Here is an 18,816-nt window from a genome sequence, read left to right as displayed (position 1 = left end):
GGTTCAGCTCCCGGTCATCTCGTAGCGGTCGACGCCCCGGTTCCAGACCAGCAGGGCGAGCGCCGCGACGGCGACGGTCACCACCGGGAGCCAGAGCAGCAGCCCTGTCTCCCCGAAGAGCAGGTAGGACACCGGGACGTACGCGGTGAAGGCGTAGGGCAGCAGCCAGGTCAGCAGCCACCGGAGGGACGGGTGGTACAGGCCGACGGGATAGCCGGAGAAGTCGCCGAGCTGGTAGGCCGAGCAGAGGGCCGGGAAGCTGTTGGTGGTCCAGAAGGCGAGGGCGGCGAACGCCGTCTTGATCGAGGCGAGGATCAGGGCCCCGCACAGCGCCAGGACCGGCAGGAGCAGCAGCCCGCCGAGGCCGGGACCGTCGTCCATGGCGTACACGGCGTACGCGATGATGCCGATGCCCGTGACGACCTCGCCGAACCCGTCCGGGTAGAGGAAGCGCTCGGAGAGCACGGCGTACAGGGGGTGGACCGGCCGGATCATGTACCGGTAGAACTCGCCGGACTGGATGAGCCGTTGGGCCACCAGCCACAGCTGGTCGGTGAACATCCGGTCCAGTCCGCGCGGCAGCTGGGAGAAGCCGACCAGGAACAGCACCTGGTGGTAGTTCCAGCCCGCGATCGCGGGGACCTGCGCGAAGACCATGCCGATCACCGCGAGCTGGCAGCCGACGCGCAGCAGCAGGCCCCCGGCGCCGATCAGGAAGTCCATCCGGTACTCGGTGAGCCGGCGCAGGCTGACGCCGCTGAGCTGCCAGGTCAGCCGGGAGTACCGGGTGAGGGTGGTGAGGGCGCTCATCCGCCGAGCACCTCCACCCTGCGGACGGCGGACCTCCAGGCGAGCACGGCGAGCGCGGTCGTCACGGCCGCCCAGACCGCCTGCCCTGCCAGGATGCCGGCGGCCTCGCCGTACCCGTCGTAGTCGCCGAGCAGCAGCCGCAGCGGTCCGTCGACCATGCCCTGGAAGGGCAGGGCGTGCGCGACGGCGGCCAGCGGGGCGGGCATCAGGGCGAGCGGCACGACCTGGCCGCCGAAGAACGCGACGATGCCGTCCTTGACGACCCGGATGCCCCAGATGTTGGTGGTGACGAAGGCGGCGAGGCCGACGAGCAGGTTCACCCCGAAGCCGATGACCAGCGAGAACGCGGTGGCGACGGCGAACATCAGGGCGTCGGGCCAGGTCGGCGTGGTGAGCGGGACGAACGGCGCGTACAGCAGCACCACCGGGACCGCGACCAGGGCGGTGTTGGTCGCGGAGACCGGCAGCGCCGCCGCGAACCGGGTCAGCGGGTAGCTGACGGGACGCAGCAGCGAGACGGCGATGTCGCCGCGCCGCACCTCCTCGGAGACCGCCTCGTCGACCCGGTTGGCCTGGAGCAGGCCCATCACCTGGGCGAGGAGCACGTACGTGGTGAGCTGGGCGAGGTCGTAGCCGCCGGGCGGCGCGCCCGTCCGGCCCGCGTACACCGCGCGCCACAGGAAGACCTGCACGCCGACGGCGGTCGTCGCGGTGACGGCGCTGACCACGAAGGTCGAGCGGTACTGGAGGAGGCTCTGGAGGCTGCTCGTGGCGAAGGGCCCGTAACGGCGCAGGGAGACGGCGCTCACGCCCGTACCTCCTGTGCGCCGCTCTGAGCCTCGGGGGCGCCCTGGGCGCCGACCCGCGCGGTGTAGATCCGGCGCAGGACGGTCTCCAGGTCGGGCTCCGGGGCGACGCAGTCGGCCAGGTCGAAGTGGTCGAGCAGGAAGCCCATGACCTGCCGGGCCGACCAGCGGTCGGACGGGTAGTCGACGCGGATCCGCCCGCCGTCCGCCGGCCGGGCGGACACCCCGGGCAGCTCGCGCTCGACGAGCTCGATCGCCAGGTCGGCGGAGGGTCCGCCGTGGTACTCGAAGACGACCGCCCGGGTGTCGGCGGTGCGCAGCAGCTCGTGCATGCCGCCCTGGTGGACGACCTCGCCGTGGCTGACGACCAGGACCTGGTCGCAGATGGCGGTGATGTCGCCGATGTCGTGACTGGTGAGCATGACGGTGGTGCCCAGCTCCGCGTTCACGTGGTTGATCAGCTCGCGGACGGCCTCCTTGAGCACCAGGTCGAGGCCGACGGTGGGTTCGTCGAGGAAGACCACGGCGGGGTCGTGCAGCAGGCTCGCGGCGACCTCGGCGCGCATCCGCTGGCCGAGGCTCAACTGCCGTACGGGGGTGTTGCCGAGGGCGTCGATGTCGAGCCGGTCCCGGTAGAGCGCCAGGTTCCGTTCGTAGACCGCGTCGGGGATCTCGTAGATCCGGCGCAGGATCCGGAACGAGTCGATCACCGGAAGGTCCCACCAGAGCTGGCTGCGCTGGCCGAAGACGACCCCCATGGCGGCGGCGGTCCGGCGGCGCTCCTTGTACGGCTCCACGCCGTCGACCAGGGCGCGGCCGGAGGTCGGGTTCATGACACCCGTGAGCATCTTGACGGTGGTGGACTTCCCGGCGCCGTTGGCGCCGATGTAGGCGGCCTTCACGCCCTTCGGGATCTCGAAGGAGACCCCGGAGACGGCGCGGACGACGCGGTGCTCGCGGCTGAGGAGCGTGCCGAGGCTGCCGAGCAGGCCGGGCTTGCGCTCGTAGACCTTGAACTCCTTGACGAGGTTCTCGGCGACGATCACCGGCTCGCCTCCGTCACGCGCTCCAGGGCCTTGCCGAGGAGGGTGACGCCCTCGTCGAGGAGGGCGCGGTCGATGGTGAACGGCGGCGCGAGACGGATGACGTGGCCGCCGATCGCGGTCCGCAGGCCGAGGTCGAGCGCCGCGAGGTACACCTCGCGGGCGATGTCGGGCGCGGGCGCGCGGGTCTCCCGGTCGCGGACGAACTCCAGGCCGTGCAGGAGCCCGAGGCCCCGTACGTCCCCGAGGACGTCGAACCGGGACTTGAGTTCGGCCAGGCGCTCGTCCATGACGGCGCCGAGTTCGCGGACCTGGTCGACGAGCTTGTCCCGGGCGACGACTTCGAGGGTGGCCCGGGCGGCGGCGATGCCGAGCGGGTTGTTCGCGAACGTGGAGGCCGTCGACCCGGCGTTGCCCGCCGCCGGGTGACGCAGCACCGAGGAGCGGCCCGCGAGCGCGGCGAACGGGAAGCCGGACGCCGTGCCCTTGGCGAGGGTGACGAGGTCGGGCTCGATGCCGAGCTGCTCGCTCGCGAGGAAGGAGCCGGTGCGTCCGCCGCCGGTGAGGACCTCGTCGGCGACGAGGAGGACGCCGTTCTCGCGGCAGGCGTCGGAGATCTGCTCCCAGTACCCGGGCGGCGGCACGATGACACCGGCGGCGCCGAGCACGGGCTCGAAGACCAGGGCCGAGACGTTCGGCTTCTCCGCGATGTGCCGCCGCACGAGCGTCGCGCAGCGCACCCCGCACGAGGGGTACTCCAGGTCGAGCGGACAGCGGTAGCAGTACGGGGAGTAGCCGAGGACGCTGTTGCCCGCGAAGGCCTGGTTGCCGATGTCCCAGTGGACGAGCATCCGGGCGCCCTGGGTCTTGCCGTGGAAGCCGTGGCGGAGCGCGCCGATCCGGTTGCGGCCGGGCTCGGCGACGGCCTGGACGGCACGCAGGGCGGCCTCGACGACCTCGGCGCCGGTGGAGAAGAAGGCGTACGTGTCGAGCTCCTCCGGCAGCAGCCGGGCCAGGAGCTCGCAGAGTTCGGCGCGGCCCTCGGTGGAGAAGTCGTGGACGTTCCACAGCTTCGAGGCCTGCTCGGTGAGGGCGGCGACGACCTCGGGGTGGCAGTGGCCGAGCGACTGGGTGAGGGTGCCGGCCGCGAAGTCGATGTACTGGTCGCCGTCGAGGTCGGTGAGGACCGCGCCCCGGCCCTCGACGAAGACCCGGCGGCCGAGCGCGGACTCCTCCGAGGCGCCGGGGGCGAGGTGGGCGGACTCGCGGGCCAGCAGGTCGAGCTGGCGGGGGCCGGTCATCGGGCGCCGCCGACCGGGGCCAGCTCGAAGACGAGGAGGTGCAGGTCGGTGCCTTCTCCGGTCTCCGACGCGGCATCGGAGTCGTTGGTGAGGCCGTGCTCCCCGTACGGCCGGTTGACGACGACGTCGCCGGGGCCGACCGCGAACTCCTCGCCGTCCACCACCATCCGGCCCCGCCCCGACAGGATGACGTAGGTCTCCTCGTCGTCGCCGTGGCGGTGGGTGCCTATGGAGGTGCCCGGCGGCAGCACGACCAGGTCGATGAAGGCCACGCCGGCCGGGGCCCGCAGCCGGTCGAAGGCGCGGTGGACGTGGATGGTGCCGATCCCGTCGTGGTCCGCGGTGACCGCGCGGAGCAGTCCCTCGTGCAGGTTGGAGACCCGGGCGCGGGTGACTCCGCGGGTCGTTTCGGACGGGATCATCGATGCGGCTCCAGAAAGGGGGTGGGGGCGTACGGGCGAGCGGCGCCGGGCGGGCGGGCGCGCTCAGCGGGCGACGGGCGCGGCGGGCTCGGCGGGCGCGGGGCGGACGGCCAGGGCGTCGAGCGCCTCCTCCAGGGCCGTGGCCGGGATGTCCTCCAGGTCGTCGACGAAGACGGCCGTACCGATCCCGTCCGGCACCACGAGGTGCAGTCGCCTGCCGCGCCGCTCCCAGGAGGCCCGCAGCGCCCGGTCCATCAACTCGGGCGTACAGGTGCCGGGGTCGTACACGGGCAGGCCGAGCGAGGCGATCAGACGGACGATCCGCTCGCAGTCCTCGGCGCTGATCAGGCCCATCACACGGGCGAGTTCGCTGGAGATCGCCATGTCGACGGCGACGGACTCGCCGTGTGCGACCCGGTACTCGCTCGCGGTCTCGATCACGGGCCCGAAGGTGTGCCCGAAGTCGACGAGCCGGGCCAGGTCGTGTTCGCGGAGGTTGGGGCAGAGCTCCTCCATCATCAGCGCCATGGAGGTGCGGAGCACGTAGTCCTCCACCCCGCGCCCGCCGGAGGCGCCGGCCAGCCACGCGGGCTCGTCCACCGGCCGCCGGAACACCTCCGGGCACTCCTCCAGGACGCGGAAGAGCCGTTCGTCCCGGATGATGGCCATTTTGGCGATCTCGCCCATGCCGCAACGGATCTGACGGTCCGGCAGGGTCGTGAGGAACGCCGGGTCGTTGAGGGAGGCGTGCGCCGGGTGGTAGGCGCCGAGCATGTTCTTGGTGCCGAGCGCGTTCACGCCGGTCTTCACGCCGACGCCGACGTCGACCTGGCCGACGAGGGTGGTGTTGACCTTGATGTAGCGGACGCCGCGGCTGTAGATGGCCGCCGCGAAGCCCACCAGGTCGCAGGTGACCCCGCCGCCGAAGGCGAGCATGACCCCGCGCCGGTCGAGCCCGGCGGCCTTCGCCTCGGCGCAGATCGTCTCGACCGCGTCCATCGTCTTGTGCTGCTCGCCGCCGCCGATCCGCACCACGCTCCAACTGCCGGGAGCGAGGCGGGCGTCGAGGTAGCGGCGGATGCGCTCGCCGTAGAGCCGGTCGACGGTGGGGCCGAGGAAGGCCACCGTCCGGCGGCCCTCGCAGTGGTCGGCCAGGGTCGGGTTCTCGGGGTCCAGCACCGAGCCGACGAGGTCGACGCGGTACGAGACGCCTTCCGGCGACAGAAGGGCGAAGCCTCTCCCGTCGGCTCTGACTCCGGGTTCGGTGACTGCTGTCTGCGTCGTCACGACACTCCTCGGATCGGCCGGCTGCACGCCGGAGTGATCGTCAACTCCCTGGGAGGCGCCAGTGAAACAGCTGATCGATACCGGCCACAAGAGATCTCTGAAAATTTCAGCAACCTCTTGCATGGCGGTCACACCCACTGCGACCATCGGGACCCGCCGTCCCGTCCGACCGGACCCTGCCGAAGAGAGCTCTCCATGACCGCACCCGCCGCGCCGGCCCCGGCCCGCAGCAGGACGTACCAGGGCTGGTGGCACGACGCCGTCATCTACCAGGTCTATCCGCGCAGCTTCGCCGACAGCGACGGCGACGGCTGCGGCGACCTCCCGGGCATCCGCAGCCGCCTCGGCTACCTGCGGGAGCTGGGCGTCGACGCGCTCTGGATCTCGCCGTTCTACACCTCGCCGCAGGCGGACGGCGGCTACGACGTGAGCGACTACCGGGCCGTCGACCCGGTGTACGGCAGCGTCGCCGACGCGGAGGCGCTGATCGTCGACGCCCACGCCCACGGGCTGCGCGTCGTGGTCGACCTCGTCCCCAACCACTGCTCGGACGACCACCCGTGGTTCCGTCAGGCCCTGCGCGAGGGCGCCGGATCACCGCTGCGCGACCGGTTCCACTTCCGGCCCGGCCGGGGCCCGAACGGCGAACTGCCGCCCAACGACTGGATCTCGCTCTTCGGCGGCCCCGCCTGGACACGGACCACCGAACCCGACGGCACCCCCGGCGAGTGGTACCTGCACCTGTTCGCCCCGCAGCAGCCCGACTTCGACTGGGACTCCCCGGCCGTGCGGGACGAGTTCCGGACCATCCTCCGCTTCTGGCTCGACCTCGGCGTCGACGGCTTCCGGGTCGACGTCGCCCACGGCCTGGTGAAGGCCGCGGGACTGCCCGACGTCGGCCACCACGAGCAGCTCGCGCTCCTCGCCGAGAAGCGGGTCCCGTACTTCGACCAGGACGGCGTCCACGAGATCTACCGCGACTGGCGCACGATCCTGGAGGAGTACGACGACCAGCGCATCGCCGTGGCGGAGGCATGGACCGACACCCTGGAGCGCACCGCCCGGTACGTCCGGCCGGGCGAGCTCCACCAGGCCTTCAACTTCAAGTTCCTGAACGCCGCCTGGGAGGCGGAGGAGCTGCGCGAGCTGATCACGCTCTCGCTCGACTCCATGCTGGCCGTCGACGCGCCCACCACCTGGACGCTCTCCAACCACGACGTCGTCCGGCACGCCAGCCGGTACGCCGACGGGGACCCGGCCCGCGGCACGCGCCGCGCCAGGGCCGCCGCGCTCCTGATGCTCGCCCTGCCCGGCTCCGCCTACCTCTACCAGGGCGAGGAGCTCGGCCTCCCCGAGGTCGAGGACCTCCCCGACGAGGTCCGCCAGGACCCCTCCTTCCGGCGCCCCGACGGCGGCAACGGCCTGCGCGACGGCTGCCGGGTGCCCCTCCCGTGGTCGGGCACCGAGGCCCCGTACGGCTTCGGCCCCGCGGCGACCGCCCCCACCTGGCTGCCTCAGCCGGCCGTGTGGGCCGAGCTCAGCGTCGAGGCCCAGTCCGGCGACCCGCGCTCGGTCCTGGAGCTCTACCGCAGCGCCCTGCGCCTGCGCCGCGAGCACCCCGCCCTCGGCGCGGGCCGCGCCGTGGAGTGGCGGGAACCGGTCCCCGGCGTCCTGGCCTTCCGCCGCGACAGCGACGCCGGCGCCCTGGTCTGCGCGGTCAACACCTCGGACCGCCCGGTCCCGATCGACGCCACGGGCCTCGGCGACCTCCTCCTGTGGTCCGCCGAACCGCCGGCCACGGACGCCACCGGAGCCGTACTCCTCCCGCCCGACAGCACCACGTGGTGGCAGGCGGTCTGAACGCCACGAGGGCCCGGGGAGTGATCCCCGGGCCCTCGCCCTCGTGTGGTGCGGAAGCGGTTACGGCGCCGCCGGGCGTCCGACCAGCTCGCGCAGCACGTCCTCCATCGTCACGAGACCGGCCGGCTTGCCGTCCTCGTCGAGGACCGCCGCCAGGTGCGTACGGCTGCGGCGCATCGCCGTCAGGACGTCGTCCAGCGGCGTCGCCGCCCGGACCCGGGCGATCGGCCGCATCGCCGACACCGGGAACGGCAGGTCGCGCGGGGTGACGTCCAGCGCGTCCTTGACGTGCAGGTAGCCCAGGATCCGGCGCTCCGCGTCGAGGACCGGGAAGCGGGAGAAGCCCGTCGACGCCGACAGCGCCTCCAGCTCCTCCGGCGTGGTCTCGACCTGCGCGTAGACCACCTTCTCCGCCGGCATCACGACGTCACGGACCGGACGGCGGCCCAGTTCGAGCGCGTCGTGCAGCCGCTCGGCGGCGCGGTCGTCCAGGAGACCGGCGTCGCCCGCGTCGGTGACCATACGGGCCAGCTCGTCGTCCGAGAACGTGGCCGCGACCTCGTCCTTGACCTCCACCCGCAGCAGGCGCAGCAGGGCGTTGGCGAAGGCGTTAATCGTGAAGATCACCGGCCGCAGCGTCCGCGCGAGCGTCACCAGCGGCGGGCCGAGGACCAGCGCCGTACGGGTCGGCTCCGCGAGCGCGATGTTCTTCGGGACCATCTCGCCGAGCAGCATGTGCAGGTACGTCGCCACGGCGAGCGCGATCACGAACGAGATCGGGTGCACCAGGCCGTGCGGCACGCCCACGGCGTCGAAGACCGGCTCCAGCAGGTGCGCGATGGCCGGCTCGGCGACGATGCCGAGGATCAGGGTGCAGAGCGTGATGCCGAGCTGGGCGGCGGCGAGCAGCGCGGAGACGTGCTCGAGGCCCCAGATGACGCTGCGCGCCTTCCGGTTCCCGGCCTCGGCCAGGGGCTCGACCTGGCTGCGGCGGACGGAGATGAGGGCGAACTCGGCGCCGACGAAGAAGGCGTTGACGACGAGAGTCAGGAAACCGATCAGCAGCTGGATCGCGATCATCGGCCGGCCTCCCCGTTCTCGTGCGCCTTCTCGGGCGTCTTCGCGTGCGCCTTCGCGTGCGTCCTGTCGTGCGTCCTCTTCGGGGACTTCTCGCCCCCGTGCCGGCGGCCGTGACCGTGCGTGTCCTCGTCCGCGTCCTCCGCGTCCGGCGTCGGGGCGTGCAGCAGGACGCGCGCCGCGCGGCGGCCCGAGGCGTCGACGACGTCGAGACGCCAGCCGGCGAGCTCGACGCTGTCACCGACGGCCGGGATACGGCCCAGCTCGGTGGCGACGACGCCCGCGAGCGTCTCGTACGGGCCGTCCGGCACGCGCAGGCCGATCGCCTGGATCTGGTCCGTACGGGCGGCGCCGTCGGCGGACCAGAGCTCGCGCCCGTCCGCGTCCTCGCCCGCCCGCGCCAGGTCCGGCGTCTCGTGCGGGTCGTGCTCGTCGCGGACCTCGCCGACGACCTCCTCGACGATGTCCTCCAGGGTCACGACGCCGGCCGTGCCGCCGTACTCGTCGATGACGACCGCCATCGTCTGCTTCCCGGACAGCCGGTCGAGGAGCCGGTCCACGGTGAGGGTCTCCGGGACGAGCAGCGGCTCGCGGAGCATGTCGCCGATGCGGCGGCGCGTCCGCTCCTCGGCCGGTATGGCGAGGACGTCCTTGATGTGCGCGATGCCGACGACCGAGTCGAGGCTGCCCCGGTAGACGGGGAAGCGGGAGAGACCGGTCGCACGGGTCGCGTTGGCCACGTCCTCGGCGGTCGCCTGCACGTCGAGCGCGGTGACCTGGACGCGGGGCGTCATCACGTTCTCCGCGGTGAGCTCGGCCAGGTTGAGCGTACGGACGAACAGCTCGGCCGTGTCCGCTTCGAGCGCGCCCTCCTTGGCGGAGTGGCGGGCCAGCGCCACGAGCTCCTGCGGGGAGCGCGCGGAGGCGAGCTCCTCGGCCGGCTCCATGCCGAGGCGGCGCAGGATCCGGTTCGCGGTGTTGTTCAGGTGGCTGATCAGGGGCTTGAAGGCGGCCGTGAACACCCGCTGCGGGTTCGCCACCACCTTCGCGACCGCGAGGGGCGAGGAGATCGCCCAGTTCTTCGGGACCAGCTCGCCGACGACCATCAGGACGACGGTCGACAGGGCGGTGCCGAGGACGAGGGCGATCGAGGAGGCGACGGCGGGGGAGAAGCCGAGCGCCTCGACCGGGCCCTGGATCAGCTTGGCGACCGAGGGCTCGGCGAGCATGCCGACGACCAGGTTGGTGACGGTGATGCCGAGCTGGGCGCCGGAGAGCTGGAAGGTCAGCGAACGGACGGCCTTGAGGGCGCCGGCCGCTCCGCGCTCGCCGCGCGCGGCGGCGGCTTCGAGCTCGCCGCGCTCGACCGTGGTGAGCGAGAACTCGGCCGCGACGAAGGCGCCGCACGCGAGCGACAGCAGCAGGGCGATCAGGAGCAGGAGCACTTCGGTCATCGGTTCACCTCCGTCCCATGATCAGCCAGGGGGGGAAGGATCGCTCGATGTCGGCACGCTCGATGACGGAGATCGGCGGCAGTACTACTGGGAGGCTCGCCCATGGGCGGACGCTCACACCTTTCACATCGTCGGGTTCTTGTACGACGACCATAGTAAAGGACAGGCAAAGTGTGTGGTCCGGCGCCCCGCCGGTCAGGCGCCGAGCGGCTTCACCCACCGGCGCCAGCGCTCCTCCCGCTCGAACCCGGCCGTCGACCAGAAGGCCTGGCCCGTCGCGTTCGCCTCCAGGACCATCGCGTCCGCGCGCCGGCCGCCGAGCGCGGCGAACCGTTCCTCCGCCGCGCGCAGGAGAGCCGTGGAGACGCCCTGCCGGCGGTGGGAGGGATGGACGGCCAGCCGGTAGAGCGAGGCGCGCCAGCCGTCCCATCCGGCGATCACGGAGCCGACGATCAGCCCGTCGGCCACGGCCAGGATGAGCGCCTCGGGGTCGCGCTCCACGAGCCGGGTCACCCCGTGCACGTCGTCGGAGATGGAGGTGCCCTCGGCGGACTCCTTCCAGAAGGAGAGGACGGCGTCGGCCTCGGCGGCCAGGGCGGGGCGGATCTCGATGTCGATCATGGCCGGGATCCCATCACGGGGGCGCCACGGCGACGACGGAATTTCGCATCCCGAGACGCGTCACCCCGGTCTCACCCGGTGACGAAGCAGAACTCGTTCCCCTCCGGGTCCCGCATGACCTGGAAGGCCCCCTGTTCGTCCGTGACGAGGCCCCCGACCCGTACCGCCCCCGAGGCGAGCACCGCGTCGGCGGCGAGCTCCGGATCGGCCACCTCCACGTCGAGATGCAGCCGGTTCTTCACCGCCTTGCCCTCCGGTACGCGCTGGAAGGCGAGCCGGACGAACTCCGGTGGGTCGACGTACGACCAGTCGGCGGAACGGTCGACGGCCTCGCCCCCGAGCAGCCCGGCCCAGAACCGGACGAGACCGGCGGGATCGGCACAGTCGAAGACGATCTCCTGAACACGAGCGCGCATGCCGCCAGCCTAGGCGTGTCCCGCCGACGGCACGCGCGCCGGGTCAGCTCTCCCCGAACTTCTCCCCGAACCGCTCCCCGAACTCCTTCGCGTCCCAGGTGCCGCCCAGCGCCGGTGCCAGCCAGTCGGCCGCCGCCGCGCGGAACGCCGCCGGGTCCAGGGAGCCCGAGCCCTCCGGGACCGCGCCCAGAAGGGGGGCGTCCGCCGCCTCCGGGAGGTCGGCGAGGTTGCAGCGGGAGGCAAGGTCGGCGGCGGCCGGCCAGCTGCCGACGACCACGCCCAGCTGCTCGATCCCCCGCGCGCGCAGGGCCTCGGCCGTCAGGGTGGTCGTGTTGAGCGTGCCGAGGCCGGCCGGGGCGACGACCAGGACCGGGGCGCCGAGCAGGGCCGCCGCGTCGGCGAGGGTGCCGCCCTCCTCGTCGAAGCGGACCAGGAGCCCGCCCGCGCCCTCCACGAGGACCAGGTCGTGGGTGGCCGCCAGCTCGCGGGCCGCCTCGGCGACCTGCGCGGGCCCGACCGGCGCGAGACCGGCGCGACGGGCGGCCGTGCCCGGGGCCAGCGGCTCCGGGAAACGGCCCAGCTCGACGGAGGTCACCGCGCCCGAGAGGCGGACGACCTCGTCGGCGTCACCCGTCTCCTCCGGCCCGACACCCGTCTGCGCGGGCTTCAGGACCGCGACCTTCCGCCCGGCGGCCGTGGCGACGGCGGCCACCGCCGCGGTCACGACCGTCTTGCCGATCTCGGTCCCCGTACCGCTGACGACGACGATTCCCACTGTTTCCCTCTGTCTTTCCGGTTCGGCCTAGAAGTGCCCCGGCCGGTTCAGCCCGCAGCCGCTGCCGCGCACACCGCGGCGCAGATCCGGGCCAGGTCCTCGTCATCCGTCACGTACGGCGGCATCGTGTAGATCAGGTCCCGGAACGGGCGCAGCCACACGCCCTCCCGGACCGACGCCCGCGTCGCCGCCGCCATGTCGACCTCGTGGTCGAGCTGGACGACGCCGATCGCGCCCCGCACCCGCACCTCGCGCACGCCGGGGAGGTCCGCCGCCGGGGCGAGCCCGTCCCGCAGCCCCGCCTCGATGCGCTTGACCTCGACCTGCCAGTCCTGCGACAGCAGCAGGTCGATCGAGGCGCACGCCACCGCCGAGGCCAGCGGGTTGCCCATGAACGTCGGGCCGTGCGCCAGGACCGGCACCTCGCCCCGGGAGATCCCGTCGGCCACCCGGCTCGTGCAGAGCGTCGCCGCCATCGACAGATAGCCGCCGGTCAGCGCCTTGCCCAGGCACATCACGTCGGGGGAGACCCCCGCCTGGTCGGCGGCGAACAGCGTGCCCGTACGCCCGAAGCCGGTCGCGATCTCGTCGAAGACGAGCAGCACGTCGTGCGCGTCGCACGCCTCCCGCAGCACCCGCAGGTACGCCGGGTCGTGGAACCGCATGCCGCCCGCGCCCTGCACCACCGGCTCCACGATGACCGCCGCCAGCTCGTCCGCGTGGCGCCCGATCTCGGTGCGCAGGAGCTCCGCGTACGACTCCTCGTACGCGACCGGCGGCTCGCCCACGAAGACCTGCCGCTGGAGCACCCCCTGCCACAGCTCGTGCATCCCGCCCTCGGGGTCGCACACGGACATCGGCTGCCAGGTGTCGCCGTGGTACCCGCCGCGCCAGGTCAGCAGCCGCTGCTTGCCGGGGCGGCCCACCGAGCGCCAGTACTGGAGGCACATCTTGGCCGCGACCTCGACGGCGACCGAGCCCGAGTCGCTGAGGAAGACGTGCTTCAGCGGCTCCGGGGTGATCTCGACGAGCCGCGCGGCCAGCCGGACGGCCGGCTCGTGGGTGAGCCCGCCGAACATGACGTGGCTCATCCGGTCGAGCTGCCCGCGCGCGGCCTCGTTGAGGACGGGGTGGTTGTAGCCGTGGACGGCCGACCACCAGGAGGACATGCCGTCGATCAACTCGGCGTGTCCCTCGGCGGGCTCGGCCAGCCGGAGGCGCACCCCGGACGCGGACGCGACGACCAGCGGGTCCGTACGGCCCGGCATGGGGCCGTACGGGTGCCAGACGTGCGCCCGGTCCAGGGCGATCAGCTCGTCGTTACGCATTCGGCGCCAGGTCCGTGCCCGCGCCCCGGCGGCGTACGGCCACCAGGTCCGTCCGCGCCTCGTCGGCGGTGCGACCGGGCGCTTCGGCCGGAGCCTCGGCGTGGCCGCCGCAGGGACCGCAGCCGCCCGCGCCCTCCGCGTGCGAGCCGCAGCCGGCCGACGCCTCCGAGCCGCAGCCGGCCGAGGCCTTCGAGCCGCAGCCGCCGCCCGCCGCCGCGAGCGCGTCCGCGCGGTGCTTCGGGAGCGTCGTCGTGCCCGCGCCCTCCACCTCGAAGCCCGCGTCCGCGATCATGTCCAGGTCGGCCTGGCCGGCCTGGCCCTCGCTCGTCAGGTAGTCGCCGAGGAAGATCGAGTTCGCGATGTGCAGCGCCAGCGGCTGCATCGAGCGCAGGTGCACCTCGCGCCCGCCCGCGATCCGGACCTCGACGTCGGGGCAGACGAACCGCACCATCGCGAGGATCCGCAGGCAGCGCTGCGGGGTCAGGTTCCACTCCTTCGCGAGCGGGGTGCCCTCGAACGGGATGAGGAAGTTGACCGGCACCGAGTCCGAGTCGAGCTCGCGGAGCGCGTACACGACGTCGACGAGGTCCTCGTCGGTCTCGCCCATGCCCGCGATCAGACCGGAGCAGGCCGACAGGCCGGCCGCGTGCGCCTTCTGCACGGTGTCGACCCGGTCCGCGTAGGTGTGGGTCTTGGTGATGGCCCCGTACGTCGACTCGGACGTGTTGAGGTTGTGGTTGTACGCGTCGGCGCCGGCGTCCTTGAGCCGCTCCGCCTGGCCGTCGGAGAGCAGACCGAGGCAGGCGCACACCTCGACGCCCTCGTTCTGCTCCTTGATCGCCTCGATGGTCCTGCCGACGCGCTCGACGTCCCGGTCCGTCGGACCGCGCCCGCTCGCGACCAGACAGACGCGCTTGGCGCCGCCCGCGACACCCGCGGCGGCGGCCTGGGAGGCCTCGTCCGGCTTCAGCCACGTGTACTTCAGGATCTCGGCCTTGGAGCCGAGCCGCTGCGAGCAGTACGAGCAGTCCTCGGGGCACAGGCCCGACTTCAGGTTGACCAGGTAGTTGAGCTTCACGCGCCGCCCGAACCACTGACGGCGCACCTTCCCGGCGGCCGCCACCACATCGAGCAGTTCGTCGTCGGAGGTCGCCAGGACGGCGAGCGCTTCTTCACGGGTCGGCAGCTCGCGCCGAAGCCCCTTCTCCACCAGCGTGTTCAGCAGGTCCATAAGGGTTGATCCTTGCCTACCGCCCGCCCCCTGGCCAAGGAGGAACCGAACAAACGGTCCGGAACGAGGTGTGTGGATGACCACATCCCGGCCCCGGCGTCCTGCGGTTAGGGTCTGTGCGCTGCCTACAAAAGGATCGCCGCATGCCACTGGCCGACGACGCCCGGGCCGAGGGCCCGCGCCGGACCGCTTTCGACTGGACCGACGCGGAGGCGCGCCGCAGGGCGGAGGCCGGACTCGTCCGGACGCTGCGGCCCCGGCCCGCCGACTCGGACCTCCTCGACCTGGCGAGCAACGACTACCTCGGCCTCACCCGCCGCCCGGAGGTCACCGAGGCGGCGGCCGACGCGGCGCGGCGCTGGGGCGCCGGTGCCACCGGCTCCCGGCTCGTCACCGGCACCACCGAGCTGCACACGCTCCTGGAGCGCGAACTCGCCGCGTTCACCGGCTTCGAGGCGGCCCTCGTCTTCTCCTCCGGCTACGCCGCCAACCTCGCCGCGCTCACCGCGCTCGGCGGCCCCGGCTCCCTGATCGTCTCGGACACCTCCAACCACGCCTCGATCGTGGACGGCTGCCGCCTGGCCCGCGCCGAGGCCGCCGTCGTGCCGCACGCCGACCCCGAAGCCGTCGCCAAGACCCTCGACGCCCACCCCGGGCGCCGCGCCCTCGTCGTCAGCGACTCCGTCTTCTCCGTCGACGGCGACAAGGCCCCGCTGACCGGGCTCGCCGACGCCTGCCGCGCGCACGGCGCCGGGCTCGTCGTCGACGACGCCCACGGCTTCGGCGTCCTCGGCGAGGGCGGACGCGGAGCGCTGTACGAGGCCGGCCTCGCGGGCGACGAGGACGTCGTCGCCACCCTCACCCTCTCCAAGTCCCTCGGCAGCCAGGGCGGCGCCGTCCTCGGCCCGGCCCGGGTCATCGAACACCTCGTCAACGCGGCGCGCACCTTCATCTTCGACACCGGCCTCGCCCCGGCGGCCGTCGGCGGCGCGCTCGCGAGCCTCCGCCTGATCGCCGCCGAACCGGCGCTCGCCGCACGGGCCGGGACCGTGGCCACCACGCTGTACGAGCTCCTCACGGCGGCCGGTCTCACCGCCGCGCGCCCGGACGCGGCCGTCGTCTCGGTCCGCGCGCCCTCGCCCGAGGCGGCGCTGCGGTGGGCGGCGGACTGCCGGGAACAGGGCCTGGCCGTCGGGTGCTTCCGGCCCCCGTCCGTCCCGGACGGCATCTCGCGGCTGCGGCTCACGGCCCGCGCGGACCTGACGGACGCGGAGATCCGGGGGGCGGTCGCGACGATCCTGCGGACGGCACCCCAAGAGCGTTGAACCGTCACGGAGTTCACCGCTTCGGGCGATAGATGCGTACATATCGTGGTGGAACACCGCTCGGGGCGGCACCATCGGTGGCACTCTGACGCGAAGCGCAATCCGGGCGCGAAGCGGGTCCCGGGCGATGTCCCGGGTGGGAAAGGGACAGCGTCGCCATGGCAGACCATCAGGAAGCATCCGTCACGCTGCCGAGCGATCCGGCCTCGGTGCGCACGGCACGGCAGTACGTCGCGGAGGTGCTCGGCGACTGGGGGCTCGACGACGGCGCGGAGAGCGCGGACTCGATCCGGCTGATCGTCTCGGAGCTGGCCACCAACGCGGTCCAGCACACCTTCGGGCAGTCGCCGACGTTCACCGTCGACCTCAGGCTGGAACGGGGGGAGCGGCTGCACATCGGCGTGACCGACAGCCACCCGCGCTGGCCCCGGCGGCTGCCGGCGGCGGTCCAGCAGGACAACGGCCGCGGCATGGTCATCATCAGGGTCCTGGCGGCGGAGGCCGGGGGCCGCCTCTCGGTGACTCCGACGGAGGAGGGCGGCAAGACGGTGTGGATCACGCTGCCGTGGACGGCGTCCCTGGCGGCGAGCGTGTAGGGGGCGTCTTGCCGATCAGGCCGGATCAGGCCGGATCAGGGTCTCACGGGTACGCGCCGGAGGCGGGGGTGCGGCGGCGCCACCGCACCCCCGGTCCTACGGGCTACCGCTCAGGGATCAGCGGACGCGGCCGTAGTAGACTTTCGACGACCAGATTCTGTCGAGCTTGACCCAGGAGCCCGTCTTGGGCGAGTGCCAGATCTTGCCGCTGCCGGCGTAGATGCCGACGTGGTAGACCCTTCCGCCGGAGTGGAAGAAGACCAGGTCCCCCTTCTGCCTGCTGGCCTTGGAAATGTGCCGGGTCTTGTTGTACTGCTGCTGCGCGGTACGGGGCAGCGACTTGCCCGCCTTCTTGTACGCGTAGAGCGTGAGCCCGGAGCAGTCGAACCGGGTGGGTCCGACGGCTCCCCATCGGTAGGGCGAGCCCTTCTTGGCCGCCGCGACGCTCAGTGCCTTGTTCGCGTGTGCCGTTGCCGCCTGGGCCTCCGGTGCCGCACCTGGTGCGAACAGCGTGCCGCCGACGGCGGCGAGGGTGAGAGCCGAGACGGCTCCGGCCCGGGACAGCAGGGACGGGACGTGCATCTGCGCGGTCATGCGCAACCCTTCGTCAGCCGCCTGTGAAGGATGACCTGTCGGGTTCGGGCAGGCGAAGATGCCCGGCCGCTCGCGCGGCTTCACCCCAAGGGACGACCACGCCGTCGAAACAGCGCGTACGTCCCGTACTGCCTGGGTCCTCCACTCCTGCCGAACCACTCCTGTCGACCAGTCATCCGGGGCAGCGGCAGGACTCGGCGTCCGCCCGGACCGCCCCGCCGCGGCGGCGGGGGCTTGTCGTCGTCGAGGATCTTGACCTACGACATGGGCGAATTCCGAGCTGAAACGACCTTATGTGAGGCTCATCACGACTGCTCCATACGGGTGGACAAGCAGCCTTTGTGATCTCTGTATGTTTGGCCGACGAGCCGCGCACCAGCGATGGAACGTTCGATTCCGCCAAATGCGTACATCGGTTGCGCAACTCACTCCCGTGCGGTGACGCAGCGATGACTACGCCGAATGGGGGAGCGATTCTGCGATGCCCGTCGGCCGTCCGGACCTCGACACGACACGCCCTGACGTCAACTCGCCCGATCCCGGGGGACGGTGACCCGGCCGGCCCGTCGCTCTCCGTCCAACACCCGTAGCGCCCGCGCCAACGTGTCCGCGTGCACCTCGCTCTCGCCCCGCATATGCATGAGCGTCAGCGCCTCGCGCAGGGCCTGCGCCCGCCCGACCAGGGCCTGAGCGGCACGCAGCGCCCCATAGGTATGTGTACCTCTGGATGGATTGATCCTCCCCAGGAGATCGACGACTTCGAGGTACGCGTCGACGAGTTCACCCTCGGCCCGGGTCAGGGCCGGCAACGGCGGGAGCTCCGGAACCACGGCAGCCTCACCGCCCCGCCCCGCCGCCGACGGCGCCGCGGCCCGTCACCACGTGGTCCGCCGGGCCGTACGCGACCGCCGCCGGGGCGTCGAGGACGGTCAGCCGCGCGAGGTCGGCGTCGATCCGCTCCCGGTCCCGGCCCGCGTGCTCGGCGAGCATCCCCGCGACCAGCCCGCGCTGCCGCAGCAGCTCGCCGGCCGCGATGCCGAGGTCGCTCGGCTGCCCCTGGGCGGGCTCGTCCAGCGCCGGTTCCCGGAGGGTGACCCGGGCGCCGGGCAGGATCAGCCGCTTCCCCGGGGTCCCGGCGGCGAGCAGGACGGCGGCGGTGTCGCAGGCCTGGCCGAGGCAGGTGGTCTCCACGTCGCTGTGGAGCGACCACATGGTGTCGTACACGGCGCTCATGGCGGTGACCGAGCCGCCGGGGGAGTTGATGTAGAGCGCGATGTCCCGGCCGGGCTCGGCGTGGTCCAGGTACAGGAGCTGGGCGATGACGTCGTTGGACGAGGTCTCGTCGATCGGCGTGCCGAGGAAGACGATCCGGGCGTCGAGGAGCTTGGAGTACGGGTCGAGGGTCCGTGTTCCGAAGCCGGTCCGCTCCGTGAACTCGGGCAGAACGTGGCGAGCGTCCATGGGTGCACACCTCCATCTGTCGAGCACCTGTCGAAAATGTACAGGACGTACATTCCGTAAGATGGCGAGCATGACCTACGAGATTCCGGTGACGCAAGCGCGGGCTGAGCTCGCCGACCTCATCAACCGCGTCGTGTACGGCGGCGAGCGCGTGGTCGTGACCCGGCACGGGAAGCCGCTCGTCGCCCTCGTCTCCGCCGCTGACCTGGCCGAACTCGAAGCGGCCGAGAAGCCCGCCGACGAGCAGGTGATCTCGTCGGTCTCCTTGCTGCGCCCGGTCGACTCCTCTCACGGCGAACAGGGCCGCTTCGGGATCGCCGCCCACCACCGCCCGCCCGGCGCTTCCTGACCCGGACATGCGGCGCGGGGGCCGGGCCCCCCGGGGGGGGGGCGGGGGGCCGGGCCCGGG

20 protein-coding genes and 1 riboswitch are annotated in these 18,816 nt (G+C 72.6%); of the genes, 4 read left to right on the top strand and 16 right to left on the bottom strand.

Translation table 11 applies throughout. The features are described from left to right. Positions 1–3: 3 nt before the first annotated feature. The 6 genes from ACFC0Z_RS28390 to ACFC0Z_RS28365 form a co-directional block, all read right to left on the bottom strand. The gene (locus ACFC0Z_RS28390) at positions 4–810 is read right to left on the bottom strand and encodes an ABC transporter permease (protein WP_376443689.1); all 807 of its coding nucleotides are present in this window, start codon (positions 808–810) and stop codon (positions 4–6) included. Continuing rightward, positions 807–1,619, bottom strand: a complete 813-nt coding sequence (locus ACFC0Z_RS28385; RefSeq protein WP_376443686.1) for an ABC transporter permease — start codon at positions 1,617–1,619, stop codon at positions 807–809. The genes ACFC0Z_RS28390 and ACFC0Z_RS28385 overlap by 4 nt, the downstream gene beginning before the upstream one ends. Beyond that, the gene (locus ACFC0Z_RS28380) at positions 1,616–2,662 is read right to left on the bottom strand and encodes an ATP-binding cassette domain-containing protein (protein WP_376443683.1); all 1,047 of its coding nucleotides are present in this window, start codon (positions 2,660–2,662) and stop codon (positions 1,616–1,618) included. Before ACFC0Z_RS28380 ends, ACFC0Z_RS28385 begins: the two co-directional genes overlap by 4 nt. After that, positions 2,659–3,960 carry an aspartate aminotransferase family protein gene (locus tag ACFC0Z_RS28375; RefSeq protein ID WP_376443680.1) on the bottom strand — a complete coding sequence of 434 codons (1,302 nt, stop codon included), beginning with the start codon at positions 3,958–3,960 and terminating at the stop codon, positions 2,659–2,661. The genes ACFC0Z_RS28380 and ACFC0Z_RS28375 overlap by 4 nt, the downstream gene beginning before the upstream one ends. After that, positions 3,957–4,382, bottom strand: a complete 426-nt coding sequence (locus ACFC0Z_RS28370; protein WP_376443677.1) for a cupin domain-containing protein — start codon at positions 4,380–4,382, stop codon at positions 3,957–3,959. Before ACFC0Z_RS28370 ends, ACFC0Z_RS28375 begins: the two co-directional genes overlap by 4 nt. Before the next feature lie 63 nt (positions 4,383–4,445). Then, complete coding sequence (locus ACFC0Z_RS28365; RefSeq protein WP_376443674.1) at positions 4,446–5,669, bottom strand: sedoheptulose 7-phosphate cyclase; 1,224 nt, start codon at positions 5,667–5,669, stop codon at positions 4,446–4,448. A gap of 195 nt (positions 5,670–5,864) precedes the next feature. Here ACFC0Z_RS28365 and ACFC0Z_RS28360 point away from each other — a divergent pair, with 195 nt between their 5' ends. Next, on the top strand, positions 5,865–7,529 hold the full coding sequence (locus ACFC0Z_RS28360) for a glycoside hydrolase family 13 protein (RefSeq protein ID WP_376443671.1): 1,665 nt from the start codon (positions 5,865–5,867) through the stop codon (positions 7,527–7,529). 60 nt (positions 7,530–7,589) lie between these two features. Here ACFC0Z_RS28360 and ACFC0Z_RS28355 read toward each other — a convergent pair whose 3' ends face one another. The 7 genes from ACFC0Z_RS28355 to bioB all read right to left on the bottom strand — a co-directional run bounded on the left by ACFC0Z_RS28355 (position 7,590) and on the right by bioB (position 14,431). Next, positions 7,590–8,609: a hemolysin family protein gene (locus ACFC0Z_RS28355; protein WP_376443668.1), complete on the bottom strand. Its 1,020-nt coding sequence runs from the start codon at positions 8,607–8,609 to the stop codon at positions 7,590–7,592. Then, a complete protein-coding gene (locus ACFC0Z_RS28350; protein WP_376443666.1) occupies positions 8,606–10,060 on the bottom strand; it encodes a hemolysin family protein in 1,455 nt (484 codons plus the stop codon). The genes ACFC0Z_RS28355 and ACFC0Z_RS28350 overlap by 4 nt, the downstream gene beginning before the upstream one ends. Positions 10,061–10,255: 195 nt before the next feature. Continuing rightward, the gene (locus ACFC0Z_RS28345) at positions 10,256–10,681 is read right to left on the bottom strand and encodes a GNAT family N-acetyltransferase (protein ID WP_376443663.1); all 426 of its coding nucleotides are present in this window, start codon (positions 10,679–10,681) and stop codon (positions 10,256–10,258) included. Between the two features lie 71 nt (positions 10,682–10,752). Then, the gene (locus ACFC0Z_RS28340) at positions 10,753–11,097 is read right to left on the bottom strand and encodes a VOC family protein (RefSeq protein ID WP_376443660.1); all 345 of its coding nucleotides are present in this window, start codon (positions 11,095–11,097) and stop codon (positions 10,753–10,755) included. Positions 11,098–11,140: 43 nt separating this feature from the next. After that, positions 11,141–11,872, bottom strand: a complete 732-nt coding sequence (gene bioD, locus ACFC0Z_RS28335; RefSeq protein ID WP_376443657.1) for a dethiobiotin synthase — start codon at positions 11,870–11,872, stop codon at positions 11,141–11,143. A gap of 47 nt (positions 11,873–11,919) precedes the next feature. Beyond that, positions 11,920–13,200, bottom strand: coding sequence for an adenosylmethionine--8-amino-7-oxononanoate transaminase (locus ACFC0Z_RS28330; protein WP_376443654.1), 1,281 nt, complete (start codon positions 13,198–13,200; stop codon positions 11,920–11,922). Beyond that, positions 13,193–14,431 carry a biotin synthase BioB gene (gene bioB / locus ACFC0Z_RS28325; RefSeq protein ID WP_376443651.1) on the bottom strand — a complete coding sequence of 413 codons (1,239 nt, stop codon included), beginning with the start codon at positions 14,429–14,431 and terminating at the stop codon, positions 13,193–13,195. Before bioB ends, ACFC0Z_RS28330 begins: the two co-directional genes overlap by 8 nt. A 143-nt stretch (positions 14,432–14,574) precedes the next feature. Here bioB and ACFC0Z_RS28320 point away from each other — a divergent pair, with 143 nt between their 5' ends. Together ACFC0Z_RS28320 and ACFC0Z_RS28315 are read left to right on the top strand one after the other, a co-directional pair. Then, the gene (locus ACFC0Z_RS28320; RefSeq protein ID WP_376443649.1) at positions 14,575–15,756 is read left to right on the top strand and encodes an 8-amino-7-oxononanoate synthase; all 1,182 of its coding nucleotides are present in this window, start codon (positions 14,575–14,577) and stop codon (positions 15,754–15,756) included. Positions 15,757–15,914: 158 nt separating this feature from the next. Beyond that, the gene (locus ACFC0Z_RS28315; RefSeq protein WP_376443646.1) at positions 15,915–16,352 is read left to right on the top strand and encodes an ATP-binding protein; all 438 of its coding nucleotides are present in this window, start codon (positions 15,915–15,917) and stop codon (positions 16,350–16,352) included. 117 nt (positions 16,353–16,469) lie between these two features. Here ACFC0Z_RS28315 and ACFC0Z_RS28310 read toward each other — a convergent pair whose 3' ends face one another. From ACFC0Z_RS28310 to ACFC0Z_RS28300, 3 genes are all read right to left on the bottom strand, one after another. After that, positions 16,470–16,946, bottom strand: a complete 477-nt coding sequence (locus ACFC0Z_RS28310) for a C40 family peptidase (protein ID WP_376443644.1) — start codon at positions 16,944–16,946, stop codon at positions 16,470–16,472. 3 nt (positions 16,947–16,949) lie between these two features. After that, positions 16,950–17,146: riboswitch (cyclic di-AMP (ydaO/yuaA leader) on the bottom strand. 324 nt (positions 17,147–17,470) lie between these two features. Beyond that, positions 17,471–17,776, bottom strand: coding sequence for a hypothetical protein (locus ACFC0Z_RS28305; RefSeq protein ID WP_376443641.1), 306 nt, complete (start codon positions 17,774–17,776; stop codon positions 17,471–17,473). Positions 17,777–17,783: 7 nt separating this feature from the next. Then, complete coding sequence (locus ACFC0Z_RS28300; protein ID WP_376443640.1) at positions 17,784–18,407, bottom strand: ATP-dependent Clp protease proteolytic subunit; 624 nt, start codon at positions 18,405–18,407, stop codon at positions 17,784–17,786. A 70-nt stretch (positions 18,408–18,477) separates the two neighbouring features. On the opposite strand from ACFC0Z_RS28300, the gene ACFC0Z_RS28295 reads away from it, so the two are divergent. After that, positions 18,478–18,756 carry a type II toxin-antitoxin system Phd/YefM family antitoxin gene (locus ACFC0Z_RS28295; protein ID WP_376443637.1) on the top strand — a complete coding sequence of 93 codons (279 nt, stop codon included), beginning with the start codon at positions 18,478–18,480 and terminating at the stop codon, positions 18,754–18,756. The last annotated feature ends 60 nt before the right edge of the window (positions 18,757–18,816 follow it).

The sequence above is a fragment of the Streptomyces sp. NPDC056144 genome (genome assembly GCF_042264145.1).
Lineage (GTDB): Bacteria > Actinomycetota > Actinomycetes > Streptomycetales > Streptomycetaceae > Streptomyces.
The sequence above is the reverse complement of the archived record's forward strand: the minus strand, read 5'-3'. Positions and strand labels throughout refer to the sequence as shown.